The following is a 23,706-nucleotide window of genomic DNA, read 5'->3' on the forward strand; positions in this document are numbered from 1 at the left end:
GATCGACCACGCATGCTGAAATGAGCCGGTGCGATGGCGCGGTTGGGTGCTTTCTTGCAGCGCGTGAAGCACGCTTCGATCACCGGATGCCGGAGGGATTCGGAAAACGCAGACCGTAACCAACGGATGCCGTGGACGGCGGAATGGCGCCGCTTCCGACCTGGATGAAAGCTGTCGGCAAGTGGGATAGGAGTGCACGAGTTGCGAGTGCCTTGACCAAACCTCAGGTACTTAATCCCCGCGCACGCGCAGCAGGAACTTCTGCAGCTTGCCGGTCGGCGTGCGCGGCAGCGCCTGCGCGAACGTGAATTCGCGCGGAATCTTGTACGCGGCCAGCCGCTCGCGGCAGAACGCGCGCAGCGCCTCCGCGTCGGGCGCCGCATTCGCGCGCAGCACGACGTGCGCGACGACCGTCTCGCCCCAGTCGGGATGCGGGGCCCCGACGACGGCCGCCTCGGCGATGTCGGGGTGCGCGCCGAGCACGTCCTCCACTTCCTTCGAATAGACGTTCTCGCCACCGGTCACGATCATGTCCTTCAGCCGGTCGACGATGAACAGGTAGCCGTCCTGATCGATCCGCGCGATGTCGCCGGTGCGATACCAGCCGTCCGGCGCGAACGCGGCGTGCGTCGCTGCCGCGTCGTCGAGATAGCCGAGCATCATGCAGTCGGCCTTCAGCCAGATCTCGCCGGTCTCGCCCGGCCGCGCGTCGATGCCGTCCAGCCGCACGACGCGCAGGTCGACGCCCGGGCCGCCCTGGCGGCCGATCGAGCCGGCCTTCGCGATCTGCTCGTCCGGATACAGCGTCGTGCCGGCCGGGCCCGTTTCGGTCATCCCGTACACCTGGAAGAACGCATGGCTGCGATACGCCTGCGCGAGCCGTTCGGCCTGCGTGGCGCCGATCGGGCCGCCGCCGTACAGCCACGCGCGCACGCTCGACAGGTCGAACGCGCCGAAGCCGTCGACCGTGTCGAGCGGCAGCGTGTACGACACCGGCGCGCCGAAATACAGCGTCACGCGTTCGCGTTCGATGGTTTGCAGGAAGCGCAGCGGATGGTATTCGCGCATCAGCACGACGGTGCCGCCCGCGAACAGCGTGCCGCCGAACCAGTTGTTCAGCGGCGACGAATGCCAGATCGGCATCGCCATCAGCGTGCGCTCGTTGCGGCCGATGCCGGTCGCGAGCGCCGCCTGCATCGCCGCGAGCGTCACGGTGCGATGGCTGTGCACGCAGCCTTTCGGGCGGCCGGTCGTGCCGGACGTGTAGAGAATCTGCGCGATGTCGCCGTCGGCCGGTTCGATCCCCGCGAGGGCGTCACGCGTCATGCACATCGTGTCGAAGTTCGGCACGCCGTCGAGTTCGCCCTCGGTCACGAGCCGCCGCGCGGGATGCGCGAGGCGCTCGACCACCGGCGCGAGCGCCACGTCGAACAGCAGCGCCTTGCAGCGGCTGTGCTCGAGCACGTAGTCGACTTCCGGTGCCTGCAGCTTGTGGTTGATCGGCACGAACGCCGCGCCGAGCCGCCATGCGCCGAACATCAAGTCGACGAAGGCCGGCGTGTTGAAGCACATCGCGGCGACGCGGTCGCCGGCCGCGACGCCGAGCGCGCTCAGCACGGCCGCCGCGCGGTGCGAGCGCTCGCGTGCGGCGGCATAGGTGATCGTCGCGGATTCGTTGACGAGGAACGGCTTGTCGGGCGTCGCACGAGCGGCGCGGTCGAGGGCGGCGACGAGGTTCATCGGGGCTCCGGGCGGGCGAACGAAGGCGAACGCGGGTGAACAAGGGTGAACGGACCGGCGTCAGGCCGGGTAGGCGCGCTGCAGCAGCGCGGCGACGTCGATCGCATGCGGATCGAAGCCGCCCGCGATGCGGCCCCAGTCGGGCGCGGCGAGCCGGGTCGCGACGAACGCGTCGGCGACGGCCGCCGGCGCGTCGCGGCGCAGCAGGCACGCCTGCGCGACAAGCGCGAGCCGCTGCGCGAACACGCGGGCCGATGCTTCGAGCGTGTCGGCCGGCGCGGCGAGCATCGCGCGCAGCGCGTCGAGCGCCGCGCGGATGCGCGGTTCGCCCGCGCCTAGGTCGGCGAGTTCGTCGAACAGCGCGGCGGCCGCGTCGGGCTCGCGCGACACCGCGCGCAGCACGTCGAGGCACATCACGTTGCCCGAGCCCTCCCAGATCGAGTTGACGGGCGCCTCGCAGAACAGCCGCGCGATCGGGCCGTCGTCGACGTAGCCGTTGCCGCCGAACACTTCCATCACCTCGCCGGTCAACTCGACCGCGCGCTTGCAGACCCAGAATTTCGCGGCGGGCGTGACGATCCGCTTCCATGCGCGCTCGCGCGGCGAGTCGTCGCGTTCGAACGCGTCGGCCAGACGCATCGCGAGCGACAGCGCGGCTTCGCTTTCGAGCGCGAGATCGGCGAGCACGGTGCGCATCAGCGGCTGCTCGGCGAGCGCGCGGCCGAACGCGTGGCGCTGGCGCGTGTACGCGATCGCCTGCACGACGCCCTGACGCAGCATCGCCGCGCTGCCGAGCACGCAGTTCAGCCGCGTGTAGGTGGCCATCTCGATGATGGTCGGAATGCCGCGGCCTTCGTCGCCGAGCATGATGCCCCACGCGTCGTTCAGCTCGATCTCGCTGCTGGCGTTGCTGCGGTTGCCGACCTTGTTCTTCAGCCGCTGGATCTCGACCGCGTTCTTCGTGCCGTCCGGCCGCCAGCGCGGCACGTAGAAGCACGACGGGCTGCCGGCCTCGGTGCGTGCGACGACGAGGTGCGCGTCGCACATCGGCGCGGAGAAGAACCACTTGTGGCCGCGCAACCGGTATTCGGCGCCGCGCCCGCCCGCGCCAACCGGCGTGGCGAGCGTCGTGTTCGCGCGCACGTCGGAGCCGCCCTGTTTCTCGGTCATGCCCATGCCGAACCAGATCGAGCGCTTGTCGGCGACCGGCACGTCGCGCGGATCGTAATCGTCGTTATAGAGCTTGTCGCGCAGCAGGCCCCACAGCGCCGGTTCCTTCTGCAGCACGGGAATCGCGGCCTGCGTCATCGTGGCCGGGCATAGCGTGCCGGCCTCGATCTGGCCGTGCAGGTAGAAGCCGGCGGCGGTCGCGGCCCAGCGGCCGCGGCGCGACTCGCGGAACGCGAGCGACACGAAGCCTTCGTGGCGGTACTGGCCGAGCAGCGCGTGCCAGGCCGGGTGGAAATCGACGCGGTCGATGCGGCGGCCGCGCCGGTCGAACGTGTTCAGTTCCGGCCCGTGGCGGTTCGCTTCGTCGGCGAGCCGCGCGGTGTCGGCGCGGCCGAGCCACGCGCCGTACGCGTCGAGCTGCGGCATGGCCCAGTCGGCGCCTGCCCGGGCGAGCGCGTCGCGTAGCGCGAGATCCGTCGCGAAGAGGTTATAGTCGACCAGTTCGTCGACCTGGTTCGTGACGGCGTGAGTCGATTCGGTCATCGCGTGTGTCTCCGGTCTCATGCTTCGCGGGCAGCCGGCGCCATGCCGCGCGGCGCGCGCTTCGGCACGGCTTCGGGCGCCCGGTAAAACGTATTCCCTGCCGATTTCAGAGTAGCAAATATGCCGCCGCGACATGTTCAGGTTCCGGCGCCGCCCGGCCAGCCGGCGGCGCAACCCGCGCCCGCATTGCGCCGCCGGCCGCGCCAGTCGCGCGCGCAGGCGAGCTCCGATGCGCTGCAGCAGGCGTTCGTTCAGCTTTTGCTCGAACGCGGCTATGCAAAGGCGACGATCCGCGAGATCGCGGCCGTCGCGGGCGTGAGCATCGGCACCTTCTACGAGTATTTCGGCGACAAGCAGAGCCTTGCGGCGCTCTGCATCCACCGTCGCGTGCAGGCGCTGGCCGACCGGCTGCGCGATGCGGCCGAGCGGCTGCGCGGCGCGCCGCGGGCCGAACTCGCCGCCGCGCTGGTCGACCTGCAGGTCGACGCGATCGCCGCCGATGCGGCGCTGTGGGGCGCGCTGTTCGTGCTGGAGCGGCAGGTGTCGCCGCTGGCCGCGTACCGCCGGCATTACGACGCGTATGTCGCGCTGTGGCGCGACGCGCTGGCCCAGGCGGCCGATCCGCCGCCGGCCGCGCGGCTCGACGGGCTCGCGCGGATGGCCCAGACGATCTGCTACGGCGGGCTGTCGCAGGCCTTGCTGACGCTCGGGCCCGCGCTCGATTTCGCCGCGCAGCGCCGCGAACTGCGGGCCGTGCTGCTCGCGTACCTGGCGGCGGCGGATGCGTAGCGCCACGGGAAATGCCTGATTCGCATGTCGGGCCCGCCCACCAGCCTTGCCGTTGCGTGCTTCTCCCGGTGAGCCATGAGGAAAATGCATGGACGCCATGACGAACTTTCGATTGTCCGCCGATATTGGCTCGGGCTAAATCATGCGGCAGACGGAGGGCCGCGCGTGACGCGGGCCCGCCCGAAGGACATCAGAAGGAGGAGTCATGCGAAGCGCCACCGCGCCCCGTTCGAAACTGCCCGACGTCGGGACGACGATCTTCACGGTGATCGGCCAACTGGCTGCCCAACACGACGCGTTGAACCTGTCGCAGGGCGCGCCGAATTTCGCGCCCGATCCGGCGCTCGTCGAAGGCGTCGCGCGCGCGATGCGCGACGGGCACAACCAGTACGCGCCGATGGCCGGCGTGATGGCGCTGCGCGAGCGGCTCGCCGAGAAGACGGAAGCGCTGTACGGCGCGCGCTACGACCCGGCGACCGAGGTCACGGTGATCGCGAGCGCGAGCGAGGGGCTCTACGCGGCGATCAGCGCGCTCGTGCATCCGGGCGACGAGGTGATCTACTTCGAGCCGTCGTTCGACAGTTATGCGCCGATCGTGCGGCTGCAGGGCGCGACACCGGTCGCGATCAAGCTGTCGCCCGAGCATTTCCGCGTGAACTGGGACGAAGTGGCTGCCGCGATCACGCCGCGCACGCGGATGATCATCGTCAACACGCCGCACAACCCGACCGCGACCGTGTTCTCGGCCGACGATCTCGACCGGCTCGCGCAGCTCACGCGCGATACGGGCATCGTCGTGCTGTCCGACGAGGTCTACGAGCACGTCGTGTTCGACGGCGCGCAGCACCAGAGCGTCGCGCGCCACCGCGAGCTGGCCGAGCGCAGCGTGATCGTGTCGTCGTTCGGCAAGTCGTTCCACGTGACCGGCTGGCGGGTCGGCCATTGCCTCGCGCCGGCCGAACTGATGGACGAGATCCGCAAGGTCCACCAGTTCATGGTGTTCTCGGCCGACACGCCGATGCAGGTCGCGTTCGCGGAGATCCTCGCGCGGCCGGACAGCTATCTCGGCCTGTCGGCGTTCTACCAGGCCAAGCGCGACCTGCTCGCGCGCGAGCTGGCCGGTTCGCGTTTCGAACTGCTGCCGAGCGAAGGCTCGTTCTTCATGCTCGCGCGCTTCCGTCACTTCTCGGACGAAAGCGACAGCGATTTCGTGCTGCGCCTGATCCGCGACGCGCGTGTCGCGACGATTCCGCTGTCGGCGTTCTACACCGACGGCACCGATGCCGGCGTGATCCGGCTCAGTTTTTCGAAGGACGACGCGACGCTGGTCGAAGGCGCGCGGCGGCTGCGTTCGCTGTAGGAAAACCGGCGACGGGCACCCGGCGACGGGCCCGTCGCATCGACCAGACACTGGAGATCACGATGAAGCACACGGCCACCCTGAAACTCGCGTTCGCACTTGCTTGCGCAATCGGCTCCGGCGCGGCGCTCGCCGACGCGCAGACGCTGCGTTTCGGCCTTGAAGCGCAATACCCGCCGTTCGAATCGAAAGCGCCGAACGGCGACCTGCAGGGCTTCGACATCGACGTCGGCAATGCCGTCTGCCAGACGGCGAAGCTGTCGTGCAAATGGGTCGAGACGTCGTTCGACGGGCTGATTCCCGCACTGAAGGGCCGCAAGTTCGACGCGATCAATTCGGCGATGAACGCGACCGAGCAGCGGCGCCAGGCGATCGACTTCACGACGATCATCTATCGCGTGCCGACCCAGCTGATCGCGCGCACCGGCAGCGGCCTGCTGCCGACGCCCGAATCGCTGAAGGGCAAGCGCGTCGGCGTGCTGCAGGCATCGATCCAGGAAACCTTCGCGAAGGCGCACTGGGAACCGGCGGGCGTCGCGATCGTCGCGTACCAGGACCAGAACCAGGCGTACGCGGATCTCGTGGCGGGCCGCCTCGACGCGACGCTCGTGCTCGCACCGTCCGGCCAGCGCGGCTTCCTGTCGCGCCCGGACGGCAAGGGCTTCTCGTTCGTCGGCCAGCCGGTGCACGACGACAGGATCCTCGGCAGCGGGATCGCATTCGGCCTGCGCAAGGGCGACGACGCACTGAAGGCGAAGCTCGACGCGGCGATCGACAAGCTGAAGGCGGACGGCACGGTGAAGTCGCTCGGCCTGAAGTATTTCGGCGATATCGACATTTCGACCAAGTAAGCGGGCCGCACGATGCAGAACCGGGAGACGGCGGCCGCGGGCGGCGAACCGCGCGGCGGCGCGCAGCCGGGCGAGGCGCCCGACGCCGTGCTCGTCGCGGAACTGGGCGATGCGCTGGTTACGCGTTCCGCCGAGATCGATCCGCGTTACTTCACCGCGTACAACGAGCCGGCCGGCGTGCGGCCGCGCGTGCTGGTGCGCCCGCGCAGCGTCGACGACGTGTCGCGCACGCTCGCGCTGTGCACGCGGCTCGGGCTGCCGGTCGTGCCGCAGGGCGGACTGACCGGGCTCGCGCGTGGCGCGGTCGCGCTCGGCGGCGAGGTCGTGCTGTCGATGGAGCGGTTTGCCGGTATCGAAGCGATCGACGCGGCGTCCGGCACGATGACCGTGCGCGCCGGGACGCCGCTGCAGACGGTGCAGGAAGCCGCGGAAGCAGCGGGCTTCACGTTCGGCGTCGATCTCGGCGCGCGGGGTTCATGCCAGATCGGCGGCATGCTCGCGACCAATGCGGGCGGCACGCGCGCGATCCGCTACGGGATGATGCGCGAGCAGGTGCTCGGGCTCGAAGCCGTGCTCGCGGACGGCACGATCGTCTCGTCGATGAACCGCATGCTGAAGAACAACGCGGGTTATGACCTGAAGCAGCTGTTCATCGGCAGCGAGGGGACGCTCGGCGTCGTCACGCGCGCGGTGTTGCGGCTGCACCCGCTGCTCGCGGCGCCGGCCACCGCGCTGTGCCGCGTGCGCGACTACGACGCGGTGGTCGAGCTGTGGAACCGCGTGCGCACGCTGCCGGAAGTCGTCAGCTTCGAGGCGATGTGGCCGGCGTTCTACGACTACGTCGCGCGTCACACGCCGGACGTCACGGCGCCGTTCGCGGGCGAAGGCGGCTTCGCGGTGCTGATCGAATGCGCGACGAGCGCGCCGGGCGGCGATGCGCGCCAGGCGCTGGAATCGGGCCTCGCGGCGGGGTTCGACGCGGGGCTGGTGGACGACGCGGTGCTCGCGATGTCGGAGCGGCAGGCGCGCGACCTGTGGACGTTGCGCGAAGGCCTGGCGATCGATGCGCTGCCGCATCTCGTCAATTTCGACGTGAGCTTGCCGACGGGCGAGCTCGGCACGTTCGCCGGGCGCTGCGAGGCGGCGCTGCGGGCGCGCTGGCCGGACGTCACGTGCCTGTTCTTCGGTCATGTCGGCGACGGCAACGTGCATATCGGCGTATCGCTGGCCGGGATGACCGCGGCGGACCTCGAGGCGCTCGATCACGGCGTGTACGCGGTGGTGCGCGACATGGGCGGCTCGGTATCGGCCGAGCACGGGATCGGCGTGCTCAAGCGCGCTTATCTCGCGCATACGCGCAGCGACGCGGAAATCGGGCTGATGCGGCGCCTGAAGGCCGCGCTGGACCCGCACGGCCTCCTCAATCCCGGCAAGGTGCTTTGACGCGGTCGATTCCCGTGACCGACGGGAAGCGACCGGCGAGATAGGTACGTCAGCCGTCCACCCAGCGCAGCGCGCCGATCTTCAGGTGTTCGACGACGCTGCGCGTCCAGTCGAGCTCCGCATTGAGCAACACCAGCGCATGTTCGTTCTGCAGCAGGAACAGGCGCGGCACCTGGTCGGCCTGCGCGGTGGCCCGCAGCCCTTCCAGCCGTTCGCGCTCGGCGTCGAGCCGCGCGATCCGCAGCTCGAGCTGGTGGCGCGCGTCGTCGGCGTCGAGCAGCGGCAGGAACGCGAGACCGGCGCCGAACACCGGGAATTCGCGCGCGGGCTCCGCGAGCAGCGCATGCAGCCACGCCTGCCCCGCCGTGTGCCCGGCTTCGGTCAGCGCATACAGCGTGCGTTCCGGAAATGCCCCGTCGCGCTCGGTGTCGTGCACGGCGATCAGCCCGTCGCGCAGCAGCCGGTCGATCGTCTGGTAGAGGCTCGTGCGCTGCCGCACGTTGACGACTTCGTCGTATCCGCGGGCCTTCAGTTGCTGCAGCATCCCGTACGGATGCATCGGCGTTTCGGTGAGCGTCGCAAGGACGGCCAGCGCGAGCGGGGACGGACGACTCGTAGACATGAATAGTTCATTTATATCTAGTCAGAATATAACTATTCTCAACCAGACTATCTTATTTCACAAGGGTTTCAGCCGAGGTGCGATCGCTTCGCGGCCGGCGCGACGGTTTCCATCGTCGCGAGACCATGCACGATGCCGCAATCCTCGACCGAATGTTCGCCGACGCACTGGCGGCGCAATTCGGTGAGCTGGTCGCGCAGATGCGTGAGTTCCGCGAGGCGCGCATCGACGTGTCCGATGTGATCGTCGAGCAGCGAATTGATCGAATCGCAGCGGTCGGCCGGCGTGTCGGTGAGCCGCAGCAGCGCGCGGATTTCGTCGTGCGCCATGTCGAGCGCGCGGCAGTTGCGGATGAAGCGCAGCCGTTCGACGTGCACGTCGGTGTAGTTGCGGTAGTTCGAGTCGGTGCGCTCCGCATCCGGCATCAGCCCCTCTTTTTCGTAGAAACGGATCGTCTCGGGGGTGCAGCGGGCCGCTTTGGCCAGTTCGCCAATCTTCATGCCTTTCTCCCGTGTAAGGGTTGACCTTGTAGTGGCTTCAGGGTGTTAACTGTACTCCGTCAAGCCATTGAAAGCTATTGAGGAGGTTGTCATGACCGACGCCCAGCGTACCCGCGACCCGCGACACCGTCATGCCGGCGGCGCCGATGCATGCTGCGCCGACCCGCGCGACACGCAGACGGCGACCGTTGCCGATGCGGCGCCGGCGGCCGGCGAGCGCGCGCACGGCGAGGTTGCCTCGCGCGGCCGCGACCATGATCACGATCATTCGCACGACGACGCGCATCAGCACGGCGCGACGTGTTCGCACGACCACGCCGCGCATGACCATGCCGGTCACGACCACGACCACGACCACGACCACGCGGCCGGCGACTGCTGCGCGCCTGCCGCGCTGACGCTCGCGCCGCTGCCGGTCGCGCAGGCGACCGCGTCGGGTCATGTGCGCTCCGCGTTCCGGATCATGCAGATGGACTGCCCGACCGAGGAAACGCTGATCCGCAAGAAGCTCGGCGGGATGGACGAGGTGTCGGCGCTCGAATTCAACCTGATGCAGCGGATGCTGACCGTCGAGCACGTGCCCGGCGCGCAGCCGGCGATCGAAAGCGCGATCCGCACGCTCGGGATGACGCCCGAGGCCGCGACGGCCGGCGCACCGGCGCCGCGCGTCGCCGACGCGCCCGCGAAGCCGTGGTGGCCGCTGGCGCTGGCCGGCGTCGCCGCGATCGCATCCGAAGGCGCGACGTGGGCCGGGCTGCCGGTATGGCTCGCGGCGGTGCTCGCGCTCGCCGCGGTGCTCGCGTGCGGGCTCACCACGTACAAGAAGGGCTGGATCGCGATCCGCAACGGCAACCTGAACATCAACGCGCTGATGAGCATCGCGGTGACGGGCGCGATGGCGATCGGCCAGTGGCCGGAAGCCGCGATGGTGATGGTGCTGTTCACGATCGCCGAATTGATCGAGGCGAAGTCGCTCGACCGCGCGCGCAACGCGATCCAGGGCCTGATGCAGCTCGCGCCGGACACCGCGACCGTGCGGCAGGCCGACGGCGCGTGGCGCACGATCGAGGCCGCGCAGGTTGCGCTCGGCGCGGTCGTCCGCGTGAAGCCGGGCGAGCGGATCGGGCTGGACGGCGAGGTCGTCGCGGGCCGCTCGACGGTCAACCAGGCGCCGATCACCGGCGAGAGCCTGCCCGTCGAAAAGGCGACCGGCGACGCCGTGTACGCGGGCACGATCAACGAATCGGGCTCGTTCGAATACCGCGTGACGGCCATCGCGGCGAACTCGACGCTCGCGCGGATCATCCACGCGGTCGAGGAAGCGCAGGGCGCGAAGGCGCCGACGCAGCGCTTCGTCGACCAGTTCGCGCGCGTCTACACGCCGATCGTGTTCGCGGTTGCATTGCTGGTCGCGGTGGTGCCGCCGATCGTCATGGGCGGTGCGTGGCAGGACTGGATCTACCGCGCGCTGGTGCTGCTCGTGATCGCGTGCCCGTGCGCGCTGGTGATCTCGACGCCGGTGACGATCGTGTCGGGGCTCGCGGCGGCCGCGCGGCGCGGGATTCTCGTGAAGGGCGGCGTCTACCTGGAAGAAGGGCGCAAGCTCGCGTGGCTCGCGCTCGACAAGACCGGCACGATCACGCACGGCAAGCCGGTGCAGACCGACTTCGACCTGCATGCGGACGACGCCGATGCGGCGCGCGTGCGGCATCTCGGCGCGAGCCTCGCGGCGCGCTCCGATCACCCGGTGTCGCAGGCGATCGCGGCCGCGGCGCGCGATGCCGGCACGACGGCCTTCGCCGATGTGCAGGACTTCGAAGCGATCGTCGGGCGCGGCGTGCGCGGCACGATCGACGGCACGCGCTACTGGCTCGGCAACCATCGGCTCGTCGAGGAGCTGGAGCGTTGCTCGACGGCCCTCGAAGCGAAGCTCGACGCGCTGGAGCGCCAGGGCAAGAGCGTCGTGGTGCTGGTCGACGACGTGCGCGTGCTCGGCATCTTCGCGGTGGCCGACACGATCAAGGACACGAGCCGCGAAGCGATCGCCGATCTGCACGCGCTCGGCATCCGCACCGCGATGCTGACGGGCGACAACCCGCACACCGCGCAGGCGATCGCGCAGGAGGCCGGCATCGACGACGCGCGCGGCAACCAGTTGCCGGAAGACAAGCTCGCGGCGGTCGAGGCGCTGTCGGCCGGCGGCGCGGGCGCGGTCGGGATGGTCGGCGACGGGATCAACGATGCGCCGGCGCTCGCGCGTGCCGACATCGGCTTCGCGATGGGCGCGATGGGCACGGACACCGCGATCGAGACGGCCGACGTCGCGCTGATGGACGACGACCTGCGCAAGATTCCCGCATTCGTGCGGCTGTCGCGTGCGACGCACCGCGTGCTGGTGCAGAACATCGGCTTCGCGCTCGGCGTGAAGGTCGTGTTCCTCGGCCTCACGGTCGCGGGGCTCGGCACGATGTGGATGGCGGTCTTTGCCGACGCGGGCGCGAGCCTGATCGTCGTGGCCAACGGCTTGCGGCTGCTGTCGTCCTCCGGGGCGTTCGGCGGCGCACCGGCCAAGCGTTGAGGAGCGGGCGATGAGCTTTCTGAAACGGATCCTGGGCGGCCACGGCAGTGGTCATGGCGGCGGGCACGGCAGCGGTGGCCACGGCGGCGGGCATCACGGCGACCAGCGTCGTGACGGGCACGGCGGCCACGATGCACGCGGCCGGGATCGCCACGGCTGGGGCTGGCAGGCGGCCGATGCGACCAACGGCGGCCAGGGCGGCCAGGGCGGCAACCTGCCGCTGAGCCAGCTCGCGTGCGCGGGCTGCGGCGCGCTGAATGCGGCCGATGCGCGCTTCTGCGCGCAGTGCGGCGCGGCCCAACGCAGCCGGGCCTGCAGCCGTTGCCACACGGCGCTGGCGGCCGACGCGCGTTTCTGTTCCGGGTGCGGGACGCAGGCGACTTAACACGCCTGCGCGCATGATCGTCGGCCGGCGCGCGTCGTTTCACGGCGGGCCCGGCGGCCTGTCGATCAGCGCAACGGCAGGTAGATCTCGGTGCGCAGGTCGGCCGGCGCCGCATCCATCGGCGTGTTGAGGTACAGCTCGAACGGCGGCGCGTCGGCGGCTTCGCGGCCCGAGTGACGCAGCCAGTCGCCGTAGAGCCACTGGTAGGCAGTCTTCAGGTCCGCATACGGCCCCGTATGCAGCAGCACCGCGTACTCGCCGCCGGCCACTGTCGCGCGTTCGACCGGCGGCGCGGGCTCGACGTCCGGCGCGCCGTCGGCCGGCATGAAGCACGCCTTCGCGCGCAACTGCGCCTCGGGCGTCGTGTCCGGGTCGTCGTAGAAAATGCCGATCATCTTCGCGCCCGGGCCGATCAGCCCGTGCTGCGCGACCCATGCGCCGATCCGCCCGAACGCATCGCCGACCTTCAGGTAAGCGCCGGTGTGCGCGACCGCGTAGCCACGCAGTTCCGGCAGGCGCCGGATCTCGACCTCATGCTTGAACATGTCTTCCTCTCCTCTCTGTAGCGGGTAGATCGGCCGGTGCTGCGCGGGCGCCACGCCGTAGGCGTCGCGGAATGCCCGCGCGAACGCGTGCGCCGAACCGTAGCCCGCGCGCCGCGCGATCTCGTCGATCGGCCGCGCGGTGCACACGAGATCCTCGGACGCGCGCACGATGCGCATCCGCCGTACCGTCAGCACGATCGACTCGCCGTACAGCGCGCGGTACACGCGTTGCCAGTGATACGGCGACAGGCACGCGACTTCGGCGAGCCGGTTCAGGTCGAGCGGGCCATCGAGGTGCGCGAGGATGGTTTCGTGAACGCGCGCCACGCTTGCCGCATAGCGGCGCCACGCGGGGCGGTCGGTTTTCGTTTCGGCTGTCATCGACGGGTCCGGGGCGAGAACGGAAACCACGGTAGCACGGGCGCGATGGACAAATCTTGCGGAAATGCGTAGCCGCCCTGAATCCGCCCCTTTTTATTTTCGCCGAAATGGGGTCTTGCCCCTCCGCAATCAATGACTAAAGTTAAAGACGGTGAAATCGGGTGATCGCGTCATTTTTCTCGGGTAAGTTGCTCAGACAGGGCCGCACGCTTTTCGAAGTACGCAGGTAGTTCGTCGATGTTCAATCGCAACACCACGTTTTCGGGAGAAGAAGAAATGGATGCTTCCAGCTTCATCACGTCGCTGCAGAGCACGCTAGGCGGATACCTGCCCAAGATCGCCGGCGCGATCGGCATCCTGGTGATCGGCTGGCTGATCGCGGTGGTGGTGCGGGCCGGCGCGCTGCGCCTGCTCAGCGCGCTGAAGGTCGACAAGCGGATCAGCGACAGCACCGGCCAGGGCGCGTGCGTCGAGCGCATCATCGCCGGCGGGCTGTTCTGGCTCGTGCTGCTCGTCACCGCGGTGGGCATCTTCAACGTGCTCAACCTGTATGCGGTTTCCAATCCGTTCTCGCTGCTCGTCACGCACATCGTCAACTACCTGCCGAACCTGATCGGCGGCGCGGCGCTGACGCTGATCGCGTGGCTCATCGCGTCGCTGCTGCGCAGCCTCGCGAACCGCGCGCTGAAGGCCAGCCGGATCGACGACAAGCTGTCCGAAGGCGCCGGCATGCAGCCGATGAGCGGCTATCTCGGCGATGTGCTGTTCTGGCTCGTGATCCTGATGTTCCTGCCGGCGATCCTCGCGTCGTTCGCGCTGTCGGGGCTGCTGTCGCCGGTGCAGGGGATGGTCGACAAGCTGCTCGCGATCGTGCCGAACCTGTTCGCGGCCGCGGTGATCGGCTTCGTCGGCTGGGTCGTCGCGCGCGTGCTGCGCGGCCTCGTGACGAACCTGCTGGTCGCCGCCGGCGCCGATCGCCTCACGCAGCGCCTCGACAGCCCGACGCCCGTGCGCGTGTCGAGCCTGATCGGCACGATCGTCTACGTGTTCGTGTTCGTGCCGACGTTGATCTCCGCGCTCGACGCGCTGAAGATCGAGGCGATCTCGATTCCCGCGACCAACATGCTGAACCAGTTCCTCGGCGCGGTGCCGGACATCGTCGCGGCGATCGTGATCGTGGTCGTCACGTTCTACTTCGCGCGCTTCGTCGCGTCGCTCGCGCAGAAGCTGCTCGAAGCCGCGGGCGCCGACGGGCTGCCGGCGGTGCTCGGCGTCGAGCGCGTGTTCTCGGGCATCCTGCAGCCGTCGGTGCTGGTCGCGCGGCTCATCGTGTTCTTCGCGATGCTGTTCGCGTCGGTCGAAGCCGCGAACCGGCTCGGTTTCTCGCAGGTGCGCGACGTCGTCACGCTGTTCATCGAATTCGGCGGCCACGTGCTGATGGGCGGCGTGATCCTCGTGATCGGCGTGTGGCTCGCGGGCCTCGCGCGCCGCGTGCTCGAGCAGGCCGACCGCGAACACAGCGTGCTGTTCGCGCGCATCGCGCAATTCGCGATCCTCGGCCTCGTGTTCGCGATGGGGCTGCGCGCGATGGGCATCGCGAACGAGATCGTCCAGCTCGCGTTCGGCCTCGTGCTCGGCGCGATCGCGGTGGCCGTGGCGCTGTCGTTCGGCCTCGGCGGCCGCGAGGCGGCCGGCAAGCTGCTCGACCGCTGGTTCAACCAGCGCGGCGGCGGCCAGTAAGCACGGGCGATCCGGCCCGCGTCGTGCGGCCGGATCGCCGTTGCAACCCGCGCGGCCGGCGTTTCCGTCAGCGAAATGTCAGCCGCGATCTTTGCCGAATTTCGATAACACGTCGTTTAATGACTCTCTAGCATCGATTCTCAGTCGCGCGGGCCGGCAAGGCCCGGCGCCCTTGAGGAGAATGTCCGATGAAAGCAGAGTCGAATGGCCGGCCCGCCGCCGGCGCCAAGTCCGGCCAGCCCGCGCTGCAGCAGACGCTCGGGACCTGGCAACTGTGGGGCATCGCGGTCGGCCTCGTGATTTCCGGCGAATACTTCGGCTGGAGCTATGGCTGGGCGAGCGCCGGCACGCTGGGCTTCGTCATCACCGCACTGTTCGTCGCGGCGATGTACACGACCTTCATCTTCAGTTTCACCGAGCTGACGACGTCGATCCCGCATGCCGGCGGCCCGTTCGCCTATGCGCGCCGCGCGTTCGGCCCGACCGGCGGTTATCTCGCCGGCGCCGCGACGCTCGTCGAGTTCGTCTTCGCGCCGCCCGCGATCGCGCTCGCGATCGGCGCGTACCTGCACGTGCAGTTCCCCGGCCTCGAGCCGAAGCACGCGGCGATGGGCGCGTATCTCGTGTTCATGGCGCTGAACATCGTCGGCGTGCAGATCGCGGCGACCTTCGAGCTCGTCGTCACGCTGCTCGCGATCTTCGAGCTGCTGGTGTTCATGGGCGTCGTGTCGCCGGGCTTCGCGTGGAGCAACTTCGCGAAGGGCGGCTGGTCGGGCGCCGATCATTTCAGCGTGGGCGCGTTCCACGGGATGTTCGCGGCGATCCCGTTCGCGATCTGGTTCTTCCTCGCGATCGAAGGCGTCGCGATGGCCGCCGAGGAAGCGAAGAACCCGAAGCGCTCGATTCCGATCGCGTACGTCGCCGGGATCCTGACGCTCGTTGCGCTCGCGATCGGCGTGATGGTGTTCGCCGGCGGCGCGGGCGACTGGACCAAGCTCGCGAACATCAACGATCCGCTGCCGCAGGCGATGAAGTACATCGTTGGCGCGAACAGCGGCTGGATGCACATGCTCGTGTGGCTCGGGCTGTTCGGGCTCGTCGCGTCGTTCCACGGGATCATCCTCGGTTATTCGCGCCAGATCTTCGCGCTGGCCCGCGAGGGCTACCTGCCCGAATGGCTCGGCAAGGTCCATCCGCGCTTCAAGACCCCGCATCGCGCGATTCTCGCGGGCGGCGTGGTCGGCATCGCGGCGATCTACAGCGACGAGCTGATCCAGTTCGGCGGGCAGACGCTGACCGCGAACATCGTGACGATGTCGGTATTCGGCGCGATCGTGATGTATATCGTGAGCATGGCGTCGCTGTTCAAGCTGCGCCGCACGCAGCCGAACATGGCGCGGCCGTTCCGCGCGCCGATGTACCCGATCTTCCCGGCGTTCGCGATCCTGGCCGCGCTCGTCTGTCTCGGCACGATGGTGTATTTCAACGGGCTGGTCGCGCTGGTGTTCGTCGGCTTCCTCGCGGTCGGCTACGCGTACTTCCTCGCGACGCGTTCGCAGCGGGCGAGTGCGCCGGGCGACGCGCTGCTGGAGGAGTGAGCAGCGTGAAGATGGCAGGCCGTTTCTGACGGCATCCGGCGCGCCCCGTCGAACGGGCGCGCCGTCGGCTTTTGGCAAGGATGGGCAAGGAGGCTCGCAGATGTCCTATACGGAGACGATCGGTCCGCGCACGTACCGCTTCGCGGACCTGAAGACGCTGCTCGCGAAGGCGAGCCCGCTGCGTTCCGGCGACCAGCTCGCCGGCGTCGCGGCGGCGAGCGAGGAGGAGCGCGTGGCCGCGAAGATCGCGCTCGCGGGCGTGCCGCTGAAGGCGTTCCTGAACGAGGCGGTGATTCCGTACGAAGACGACGAGGTCACGCGCCTGATCATCGACGATCACGACGCGCAGGCGTTCGCGGAAATCTCGCACCTCACCGTCGGCGATTTCCGCAACTGGCTGCTGTCGCCCGCGGCCGACGGCGCGGCGCTCGAACGGATCGCGCCGGGCCTCACGCCCGAGATGGTCGCGGCCGTGTCGAAGCTGATGCGCAACCAGGACCTGATCGCGGCCGCGCGCAAGCGCCGCGTCGTCACGCGCTTTCGCAACACGGTCGGGCTGGCCGGCCGGATGTCGGTGCGGCTGCAGCCGAACCACCCGACCGACGACGTGAAGGGCATCGCCGCGTCGATGCTCGACGGGCTGATGTACGGCTGCGGCGACGCGATGATCGGCATCAACCCGGCCACCGACAGCCTCGCGGCGATCGTCAAGCTGCTCGCGATGATCGACGCGTTCCGCGAACGCTACGGCGTGCCGACCCAGTCGTGCGTGCTCACGCACGTGACCAACACGATCGCGGCGATCGAGAAGGGCGCGCCGGTCGATCTCGTGTTCCAGTCGATCGCGGGCACGGAGAAAGCGAACGCGAGCTTCGGCATCTCGCTGGCCCTGCTCGGCGAAGCGCGCGAGGCCGCGTTGTCGCTGAAGCGCGGCACCGTCGGCAACAATCTGATGTATTTCGAGACGGGCCAGGGCAGCGCGCTGTCGGCGAACGCGCACTTCGGCGTCGACCAGCAGACCTGCGAAGTGCGCGCGTATGCGGTCGCGCGCAAGTTCGAGCCGTTCCTCGTGAACACGGTGGTCGGCTTCATCGGCCCCGAATACCTGTACGACGGCAAGCAGATCATCCGCGCGGGGCTCGAGGATCACTTCTGCGGGAAGCTGCTCGGCGTGCCGATGGGTTGCGACATCTGCTACACGAACCACGCGGAAGCCGACCAGGACGACATGGACACGCTGCTGACGCTGCTCGGGGCGGCCGGCATCAACTTCATCATGGGGATCCCGGGCGCGGACGACGTGATGCTGAACTACCAGAGCACGTCGTTCCACGACCAGCTCTACGTGCGCGAGGTGCTCGGGCTGCGCCGCGCGCCGGAATTCGAGGAATGGCTGGAGACGATGGAGATCGCCGACGCGCACGGCGTGCTGCGCACGGCGACGGCACGCGTGCCGCTGCTCGCGGGGGCGAACGACTGGATGGGGGTGTCCGCATGAGCGACGCCGTCGAGAAGAATCCGTGGGCGCAGCTGAAGTCGTTCACGAACGCGCGGATCGCGCTCGGCCGCGCGGGCAACAGCCTGCCGACCGCGCCGCTGCTGGCCTTCAACCTGTCGCATGCGCAGGCGCGCGACGCGGTGCACCAGCCGCTCGATGCGGACGCGCTGCGGCGCGAGATCGAGGCGGCCGGCCTGCTGCCGACGCTCGGCGTGCAGAGCGCCGCGCCGGATCGCGACCATTACCTGCGCCGGCCCGATCTCGGCCGCAAGCTGTCGGACGACAGCCGCGGGTTGCTGGCCGGCTACGGCGCGGCGCTCGACGAGGCGCCGGACGTCGTGTTCGTGGTCGGCGACGGGCTGTCGGCGTTCGCGGCCGCGAAGCAGGCGCTGCCGCTGCTGCAGGCCGTGCGGCCGCGGCTCGACGCGGACGGCTGGCGCGTCGGGCCGGTGGTGGTCGCGAAGCAGGCGCGCGTCGCGCTCGGCGACGAGATCGGCGAGCTGCTGCGCGCGAAGGTCGTCGCGATGCTGATCGGCGAACGGCCGGGGCTCAGTTCACCGGACAGCCTCGGCGTGTACCTGACGTGGGCGCCGAAAGTCGGCTGCCACGATGCGCTGCGCAACTGCATCTCGAACGTGCGGCCCGAAGGGCTGCCGCATGCGGCAGCCGCGCACAAGCTGCATTACCTGATGACGCATGCGCGCCGCCTCGGGCTCACCGGCGTGGGGCTGAAGGACGACAGCGATGCGCTGCCGCCGCCGGCGGAAGCCGGGCGGATCGGCGCGGCGTGACTACCTGAACAGCCGCTCGCACAGGAAATCGACGAACACGCGCAGCTTCGGCGACAGTTGCCGGCTCGACGGCCACACGATCGAGAACTGCCCCGGCGCGATCCGGTAGTCGTCGAGCACGGTGACGAGCGCGCCGTGTTCGAGTGCGTCGCGCGCGAGGAAGTCGGGCATGTAGCCGATGCCGAGCCCCGCGAGCACGGTGCCGCGCAACGCCTCCATGTTGTTGCAGGTCATCGCGGTGCGCAGCTTCAGCGGCGTGCCGTCGTCGGCCGCGAGCGCCCAGTCCTGCAGCTTGCCGGTGGTCGGGAAGCAGTAGCGTATGCAGTCGTGCGCCTCGAGGTCGCGCGGCGTGCGCGGCGTGCCGGCCTGCGCGAGATACGCGGGCGTCGCGCACAGCACGAACGCGAACGGGCCGAGCCGCCGCGACATCAGGCTCGAATCGGACAGCGGGCCGCTGCGGATCACCGCGTCGAACCCGCCCTCGACGACGTCGACCATCCGGTCGTTGAAATCGAGATCGAGCTCGACGTCCGGATAGCGCTGCCGGAATTCCGGCAGCACGGGCAGCAGGAAGCGGTAGCCGATCACCGGCAGGCTCACGCGCAGCCTGCCGCGCGGGCGCTGCGCGGACGCCGTCACGGCCGCTTCCGCATCGCGGAAATCCTCGAGGATCCGCTGGCAGCGTTCGTAGAAGTGTCGTCCCTCGTCGGTGAGCGTGACGCGTCGCGTCGTGCGGTTGAACAGGCGCACGCCGAGCGACTGTTCGAGTTTCGCGATCGTCTTGCCGACCGCCGACGCCGAAATGCCGAGCGCACGGCCGGCCGCGACGAAGCTCAACGCTTCGGCGGTGCGGACGAACGCGACGATGCCGGAGAGGTTTTCCATCGTTCCATCGAATCGAAGGGCACAAGACGACGCTCGCGCCACGGGAATTACGGAATTTTAGTCCGTTATATGCGGAGCTTTGCGTAGTTTTTCGCGGATTGAATCGGATTTATCTTCTGTCGCTCTGACGGCGCAGCCGCGCCGGCTTTTCGAGGAGCGATGATGGATCACCCTGTATCAGCCGTTTCGGCCCAGTCGGCGCGCCGGCGCGCATGGGTGCTGGCCGCCGTCTGCATGGCCGCCGTCGCGCTGCCGCTGTCGTTTTCGGGCGGCGCGGTCGCGACGCCGGCCATCGGCCGCGATCTGCACGGCAGCCCGGTCGCGATGAACTGGATCACCAACGCGTTCATGCTCGCGTTCGGCAGCTTCCTGATGGCGTCGGGCGCGCTCGCCGACCAGTTCGGGCGCAAGCGCGTGTTCGCGATCGGCGTCGGCGGCTTCACGCTGATGTCGGTCGCGCTCGCGTTCGCGCCGTCGATGCTCGCGGTCGACCTGCTGCGCGCCGCGCAGGGGCTCGCGGCCGCCGCGGCGCTCGCCGGCGGTACCGCCGCGCTCGCGCAGGAGTTCGACGGCGCGGCGCGCACGCGTGCGTTCAGCCTGCTCGGCACGACCTTCGGCATCGGGCTCGCGTTCGGGCCCGTGCTCGCCGGCGGCCTGATCGGGCACTACGGCTGGCGCGCGATCTTCATGACGAGCGCGGTGGCCGGCGTGTTGTCGCTCGTGTTCGGCCTGCCGCGCATGCACGAGTCGCGCGACCCGCACGCGACGGGGCTCGACTGGCCGGGCACGGCCGCGTTCACGGCCGCGCTGACGCTGTTCACGTTCGGCGTCATCGAGGCGCCCGCGCGCGGCGGGTCGAGCGCGCTCGTGATCGCGCTGCTGGCCGGGGCGGCGCTTGGCGCGGCTGCGTTCGTGACGATCGAGACGCGTGTCGCGCGGCCGATGCTCGACCTGTCGCTGTTTCGCATCGCGCGCTTCGTCGGCGTGCAGGTGCTGCCGGTGTCGACCTGCTGCTGCTACATCGTGTTGCTCGTCGTGCTGCCGCTGCGCTTCATCGGCATCGACGGCTTCAGCGAGATCGACGCCGGCTGGCTGATGCTCGCGATCTCCGCGCCGATGCTGGTCGTGCCGTTCGTCGCGGCGACGCTCACGCGCTGGCTGTCGGCCGGCGTGATCTCGGGGCTCGGGCTCCTCGTCGCGGCGGCCGGGCTCGTGTGGCTGGGCATCGCGTTGCGCGGCGGCGCGGGGCCCGCAGCGATCGCGCCGATGCTCGCGATCGGCGTCGGCGCCGGCATGCCGTGGGGGCTGATGGACGGGCTGTCGGTGAGCGTCGTGCCGAAGGAGCGCGCGGGGATGGCGACGGGCATTTTCAGCACGACGCGGGTGGCCGGCGAGGGGATCGCGCTGGCGATCGTCGGCGCGGTGCTGGCCGCGCTCGCGCGGACCGGGCTGACGCAGGCGGCGGGCGCGGCCGGCACGCCGGACGCGACGCTGCGGGCGGCCGCACGGCTCGCGACCGGCGATCTCGCGGGCGCGGCCGCCGCGTTGCCGGGCGTCGGGCACGCGGCGTTGATCGCGAGCTACGCGCATGCGTTCGACCGGCTGCTGACCGGGCTGGCCGTCGTTACCGTGTTGTGTGCCGCCGTGGTGTTCGCGTTTCTCGGCGGGCGGCCTGCCGTGGCTGAAACGCCTGAAGCGGATGACGGCGCCGGCGCGCCAGTGCGCGGCCGGATCGAACCGGCCTGCGCGGAAACGCACGGACGTTGAGCGTTGCGTCGTCGTCGCGCGTGGCGGTGCGGATGACGGCAAGCCGCGCGCCGGCCTATTCCGTCGCGCGTGGATCACACGCGACGCGTCATGCGAGCACGAGCGGCGGCAGCGCCGCATCGGCCCGCGCCTGTGCCCGTTCCACGTCGACCACCACATAGCGCAATGCATCGGGCCACAGGTGCGCGCGGCTTCCCGCATCCTCGTCGATCGTCGCGCGTCCCTGCACGAGCCAGGTCGTCTGGCGCACGAAATCGACGAACAGCAGCGCGATCGCGGGATTCACGAGCAGGTTGCCGATCGTATTGAAGAGGTTGTTGCCCGCGAAGTCGGGCAGCACGAGCGTGCGGCGGTCGGGCAGGTGGACGAGCGGCTCGAACGAGCCGTCGCCGCGCGGCTGGCGGCCGCGGTACGAGCAGTCGCCGTTGCCGGCCGCGTCGGCGGTCGCGACGATCAGGAAGGCCTGCTCGCGGATGAACGCGATGGCGTCGTCGGTCAGCGGGCACGGGTCGTTCATGGTGTCGGGCGGTGCGAAGGCCGTTGCGTATCGATCGTCGGGTTGCACGCAAGCGACATGCCACGCGGCGCGGCCCGCATCCGCGTGCAACGCCGTGCCGCGCACTGTGGAAATTTCGAACACCGGCCGCGCCGCTGCGCAATCGCGGTGTTCAGAATCGGCGCACCGGTCGTGCTTCACGCGTGAACACCGCACGGTGCGCACACGGGCCGGCGGTGATCGACGTGGTCATGTCCTGTTTGGCACGCATGTTGCGTAAACGGATGCAGCGCATTCCAACCGGCGCTGCATCCACACAAAGCACGATGAACAGGAGACATGTATGAACCCGTTTGACCTGAAGCAACTGGGCCTCGACGTCGAATACCCGTACCGTCAGCAGTACGACAACTACATCGGCGGCAAGTGGGTCGCGCCGGTGAAGGGCGAGTATTTCGAGAACGTGTCGCCGATCAACGGCCAGCCGTTCTGCCGCGTGCCGCGCTCGGGCGCCGACGACATCGAACTGGCGCTCGACGCCGCGCACGCCGCGCGCCGCAAGTGGGGCAAGACGTCCGTGGCCGAGCGCGCGAACCTGCTGCTCGCCGCCGCCGACCGGATGGAAAAGAACCTGAAGCTGCTGGCCGTGGCCGAGACGATCGACAACGGCAAGCCGCTGCGCGAGACGATGGCCGCCGACCTGCCGCTCGCGATCGACCACTTCCGCTACTTCGCGGGCTGCATCCGCGCGCAAGAGGGCGGCATCTCCGAGATCGACGACAACACCGTCGCGTACCACTTCCATGAACCGCTCGGCGTGGTCGGCCAGATCATCCCGTGGAACTTCCCGCTGCTGATGGCCGCGTGGAAGCTCGCGCCGGCGCTCGCGGCCGGCTGCTGCGTCGTGATGAAGCCGGCCGAGCAGACGCCCGCGTCGGTACTGGTGCTGATGGAGCTGATCGGCGACCTGTTCCCGGCCGGCACGATCAACATCGTGAACGGCTTCGGCAAGGAAGCGGGCGAAGCGCTCGCGACCAGCAAGCGGATCGCGAAGATCGCGTTCACGGGCTCGACGCCGGTCGGCAAGCACATCCTGCGCGCCGCGGCCGAGAGCCTGATCCCGTCGACGGTCGAACTGGGCGGCAAGAGCCCGAACATCTTCTTCGCCGACGTGCTCGACCAGGACGACGCGTTCCTCGACAAGGCGCTCGAAGGGCTCGCGATGTTCGCGCTGAACCAGGGCGAAGTGTGCACGTGCCCGTCGCGGATCCTGATCCAGGAATCGATCTACGAACGCTTCATCGAGAAGGCCGTCGCGCGCGTCGAACGCATCAAGGCCGGCCACCCGCTCGACCTGCAGACGATGATCGGCGCGCAGGCGTCGCAGCAGCAGCTCGACAAGATCCTGTCGTACATCGACATCGGCCGCGGCGAAGGCGCGCAATGCCTGACGGGCGGCGAGCGCACGGCGCCGGCCGCGGAACTCGGCACGGGCTACTACGTGAAGCCGACGATGCTGCTCGGCAACAACAAGATGCGCGTGTTCCAGGAAGAGATCTTCGGGCCGGTCGCGTCGGTGATGACGTTCAAGGACGAGCAGGAAGCGATCGAACTCGCGAACGACACGTTCTACGGGCTCGGCGCCGGTGTGTGGACGCGCAACGGCACGCGTGCGTACCGGATGGGCCGCGAGGTCGAGGCCGGCCGCGTGTGGACCAACTGCTATCACCTGTACCCCGCGCATGCGGCGTTCGGCGGCTACAAGCAGTCGGGGATCGGCCGCGAGACGCACAAGATGGCGCTGTCGAACTATCAGCAGACGAAGTGCCTGCTGGTGAGCTATCAGGCCGAGGCGCTCGGGTTCTTCTGATCGCCGACACGGGGGCAAGCGCCGGGACGCACCGGCCGGCAGCGCAACGCCGGCCGGTGCGGTTGCCGGTCTTTCACGGCGACGCGCGCAGCGCATACGGTGCCGGGCGCGCTCGCGCGGCGCCTGGCCCGTTTCGATTTCGACATTCGGCGCC

General features: G+C 69.4%; 19 protein-coding genes. 12 read left to right on the forward strand and 7 right to left on the reverse strand.

All coding sequences use genetic code 11. The features are described 5' to 3' along the window. Positions 1 to 231 precede the first annotated feature (231 nt). Positions 232 to 1,740, reverse strand: coding sequence for a class I adenylate-forming enzyme family protein (locus tag AC0KUR_RS27815; RefSeq protein ID WP_473376670.1), 1,509 nt, complete (start codon positions 1,738 to 1,740; stop codon positions 232 to 234). A 60-nt stretch (positions 1,741 to 1,800) separates the two neighbouring features. After that, positions 1,801 to 3,453: an acyl-CoA dehydrogenase family protein gene (locus tag AC0KUR_RS27820; protein ID WP_473376671.1), complete on the reverse strand. Its 1,653-nt coding sequence runs from the start codon at positions 3,451 to 3,453 to the stop codon at positions 1,801 to 1,803. Positions 3,454 to 3,573: 120 nt separating this feature from the next. Here AC0KUR_RS27820 and AC0KUR_RS27825 point away from each other — a divergent pair, with 120 nt between their 5' ends. The 4 genes from AC0KUR_RS27825 (at position 3,574) to AC0KUR_RS27840 (ending at position 7,896) form a co-directional block, all read left to right on the forward strand. Continuing rightward, positions 3,574 to 4,242 carry a TetR/AcrR family transcriptional regulator gene (locus AC0KUR_RS27825; protein WP_059559466.1) on the forward strand — a complete coding sequence of 223 codons (669 nt, stop codon included), beginning with the start codon at positions 3,574 to 3,576 and terminating at the stop codon, positions 4,240 to 4,242. 205 nt (positions 4,243 to 4,447) lie between these two features. Beyond that, the gene (locus AC0KUR_RS27830) at positions 4,448 to 5,602 is read left to right on the forward strand and encodes a methionine aminotransferase (RefSeq protein ID WP_473376672.1); all 1,155 of its coding nucleotides are present in this window, start codon (positions 4,448 to 4,450) and stop codon (positions 5,600 to 5,602) included. Positions 5,603 to 5,664: 62 nt separating this feature from the next. Continuing rightward, on the forward strand, positions 5,665 to 6,453 hold the full coding sequence (locus AC0KUR_RS27835) for an ABC transporter substrate-binding protein (protein WP_059559462.1): 789 nt from the start codon (positions 5,665 to 5,667) through the stop codon (positions 6,451 to 6,453). 12 nt (positions 6,454 to 6,465) lie between these two features. Next, positions 6,466 to 7,896: an FAD-binding oxidoreductase gene (locus AC0KUR_RS27840; protein ID WP_124608615.1), complete on the forward strand. Its 1,431-nt coding sequence runs from the start codon at positions 6,466 to 6,468 to the stop codon at positions 7,894 to 7,896. 49 nt (positions 7,897 to 7,945) lie between these two features. On the opposite strand, the gene AC0KUR_RS27845 is transcribed toward AC0KUR_RS27840, so the two are convergent. Both AC0KUR_RS27845 and cadR read right to left on the reverse strand, forming a co-directional pair. Then, complete coding sequence (locus AC0KUR_RS27845; RefSeq protein WP_059559456.1) at positions 7,946 to 8,518, reverse strand: PadR family transcriptional regulator; 573 nt, start codon at positions 8,516 to 8,518, stop codon at positions 7,946 to 7,948. Positions 8,519 to 8,586: 68 nt separating this feature from the next. Beyond that, entirely contained in the window at positions 8,587 to 9,018 is a 432-nt protein-coding gene (cadR, locus tag AC0KUR_RS27850; RefSeq protein WP_006477300.1) for a Cd(II)/Pb(II)-responsive transcriptional regulator, read from the reverse strand. A gap of 91 nt (positions 9,019 to 9,109) precedes the next feature. Here cadR and AC0KUR_RS27855 point away from each other — a divergent pair, with 91 nt between their 5' ends. Together AC0KUR_RS27855 and AC0KUR_RS27860 are read left to right on the forward strand one after the other, a co-directional pair. Beyond that, positions 9,110 to 11,596 carry a heavy metal translocating P-type ATPase gene (locus tag AC0KUR_RS27855; protein WP_473376673.1) on the forward strand — a complete coding sequence of 829 codons (2,487 nt, stop codon included), beginning with the start codon at positions 9,110 to 9,112 and terminating at the stop codon, positions 11,594 to 11,596. 10 nt (positions 11,597 to 11,606) lie between these two features. After that, positions 11,607 to 11,981: a zinc ribbon domain-containing protein gene (locus AC0KUR_RS27860; protein WP_226229738.1), complete on the forward strand. Its 375-nt coding sequence runs from the start codon at positions 11,607 to 11,609 to the stop codon at positions 11,979 to 11,981. 65 nt (positions 11,982 to 12,046) lie between these two features. Here the strand turns inward: AC0KUR_RS27860 and AC0KUR_RS27865 are convergent, their stop codons facing one another. Next, positions 12,047 to 12,907, reverse strand: coding sequence for an AraC family transcriptional regulator (locus AC0KUR_RS27865; RefSeq protein WP_473376674.1), 861 nt, complete (start codon positions 12,905 to 12,907; stop codon positions 12,047 to 12,049). A gap of 276 nt (positions 12,908 to 13,183) precedes the next feature. Here AC0KUR_RS27865 and AC0KUR_RS27870 point away from each other — a divergent pair, with 276 nt between their 5' ends. The 4 genes from AC0KUR_RS27870 to eutC all read left to right on the forward strand — a co-directional run bounded on the left by AC0KUR_RS27870 (position 13,184) and on the right by eutC (position 18,534). Further along, positions 13,184 to 14,647, forward strand: coding sequence for a mechanosensitive ion channel (locus tag AC0KUR_RS27870; protein WP_069705858.1), 1,464 nt, complete (start codon positions 13,184 to 13,186; stop codon positions 14,645 to 14,647). 188 nt (positions 14,648 to 14,835) lie between these two features. Then, positions 14,836 to 16,245 (forward strand): ethanolamine permease, encoded by a 1,410-nt coding sequence (gene eat / locus AC0KUR_RS27875; RefSeq protein WP_034188150.1) that lies wholly within the window; start codon positions 14,836 to 14,838, stop codon positions 16,243 to 16,245. 100 nt (positions 16,246 to 16,345) lie between these two features. Then, on the forward strand, positions 16,346 to 17,743 hold the full coding sequence (locus AC0KUR_RS27880) for an ethanolamine ammonia-lyase subunit EutB (RefSeq protein ID WP_034188149.1): 1,398 nt from the start codon (positions 16,346 to 16,348) through the stop codon (positions 17,741 to 17,743). Then, positions 17,740 to 18,534, forward strand: coding sequence for an ethanolamine ammonia-lyase subunit EutC (gene eutC, locus AC0KUR_RS27885; RefSeq protein ID WP_034188148.1), 795 nt, complete (start codon positions 17,740 to 17,742; stop codon positions 18,532 to 18,534). The genes AC0KUR_RS27880 and eutC overlap by 4 nt, the downstream gene beginning before the upstream one ends. Here eutC and AC0KUR_RS27890 read toward each other — a convergent pair whose 3' ends face one another. Then, positions 18,535 to 19,419 carry a LysR family transcriptional regulator gene (locus tag AC0KUR_RS27890; protein WP_059559446.1) on the reverse strand — a complete coding sequence of 295 codons (885 nt, stop codon included), beginning with the start codon at positions 19,417 to 19,419 and terminating at the stop codon, positions 18,535 to 18,537. Positions 19,420 to 19,581: 162 nt separating this feature from the next. On the opposite strand from AC0KUR_RS27890, the gene AC0KUR_RS27895 reads away from it, so the two are divergent. Continuing rightward, positions 19,582 to 21,186 (forward strand): MFS transporter, encoded by a 1,605-nt coding sequence (locus AC0KUR_RS27895; protein WP_473376675.1) that lies wholly within the window; start codon positions 19,582 to 19,584, stop codon positions 21,184 to 21,186. Between the two features lie 88 nt (positions 21,187 to 21,274). Here AC0KUR_RS27895 and AC0KUR_RS27900 read toward each other — a convergent pair whose 3' ends face one another. Continuing rightward, the gene (locus AC0KUR_RS27900) at positions 21,275 to 21,703 is read right to left on the reverse strand and encodes a pyridoxamine 5'-phosphate oxidase family protein (RefSeq protein WP_059559541.1); all 429 of its coding nucleotides are present in this window, start codon (positions 21,701 to 21,703) and stop codon (positions 21,275 to 21,277) included. 322 nt (positions 21,704 to 22,025) lie between these two features. Between AC0KUR_RS27900 and exaC the strand changes: the two genes are divergently transcribed. After that, positions 22,026 to 23,552, forward strand: coding sequence for an acetaldehyde dehydrogenase ExaC (exaC, locus tag AC0KUR_RS27905; RefSeq protein ID WP_034188145.1), 1,527 nt, complete (start codon positions 22,026 to 22,028; stop codon positions 23,550 to 23,552). Positions 23,553 to 23,706 lie beyond the last annotated feature (154 nt).

Source organism: Burkholderia sp. YHN3-13, from assembly GCF_055810675.1.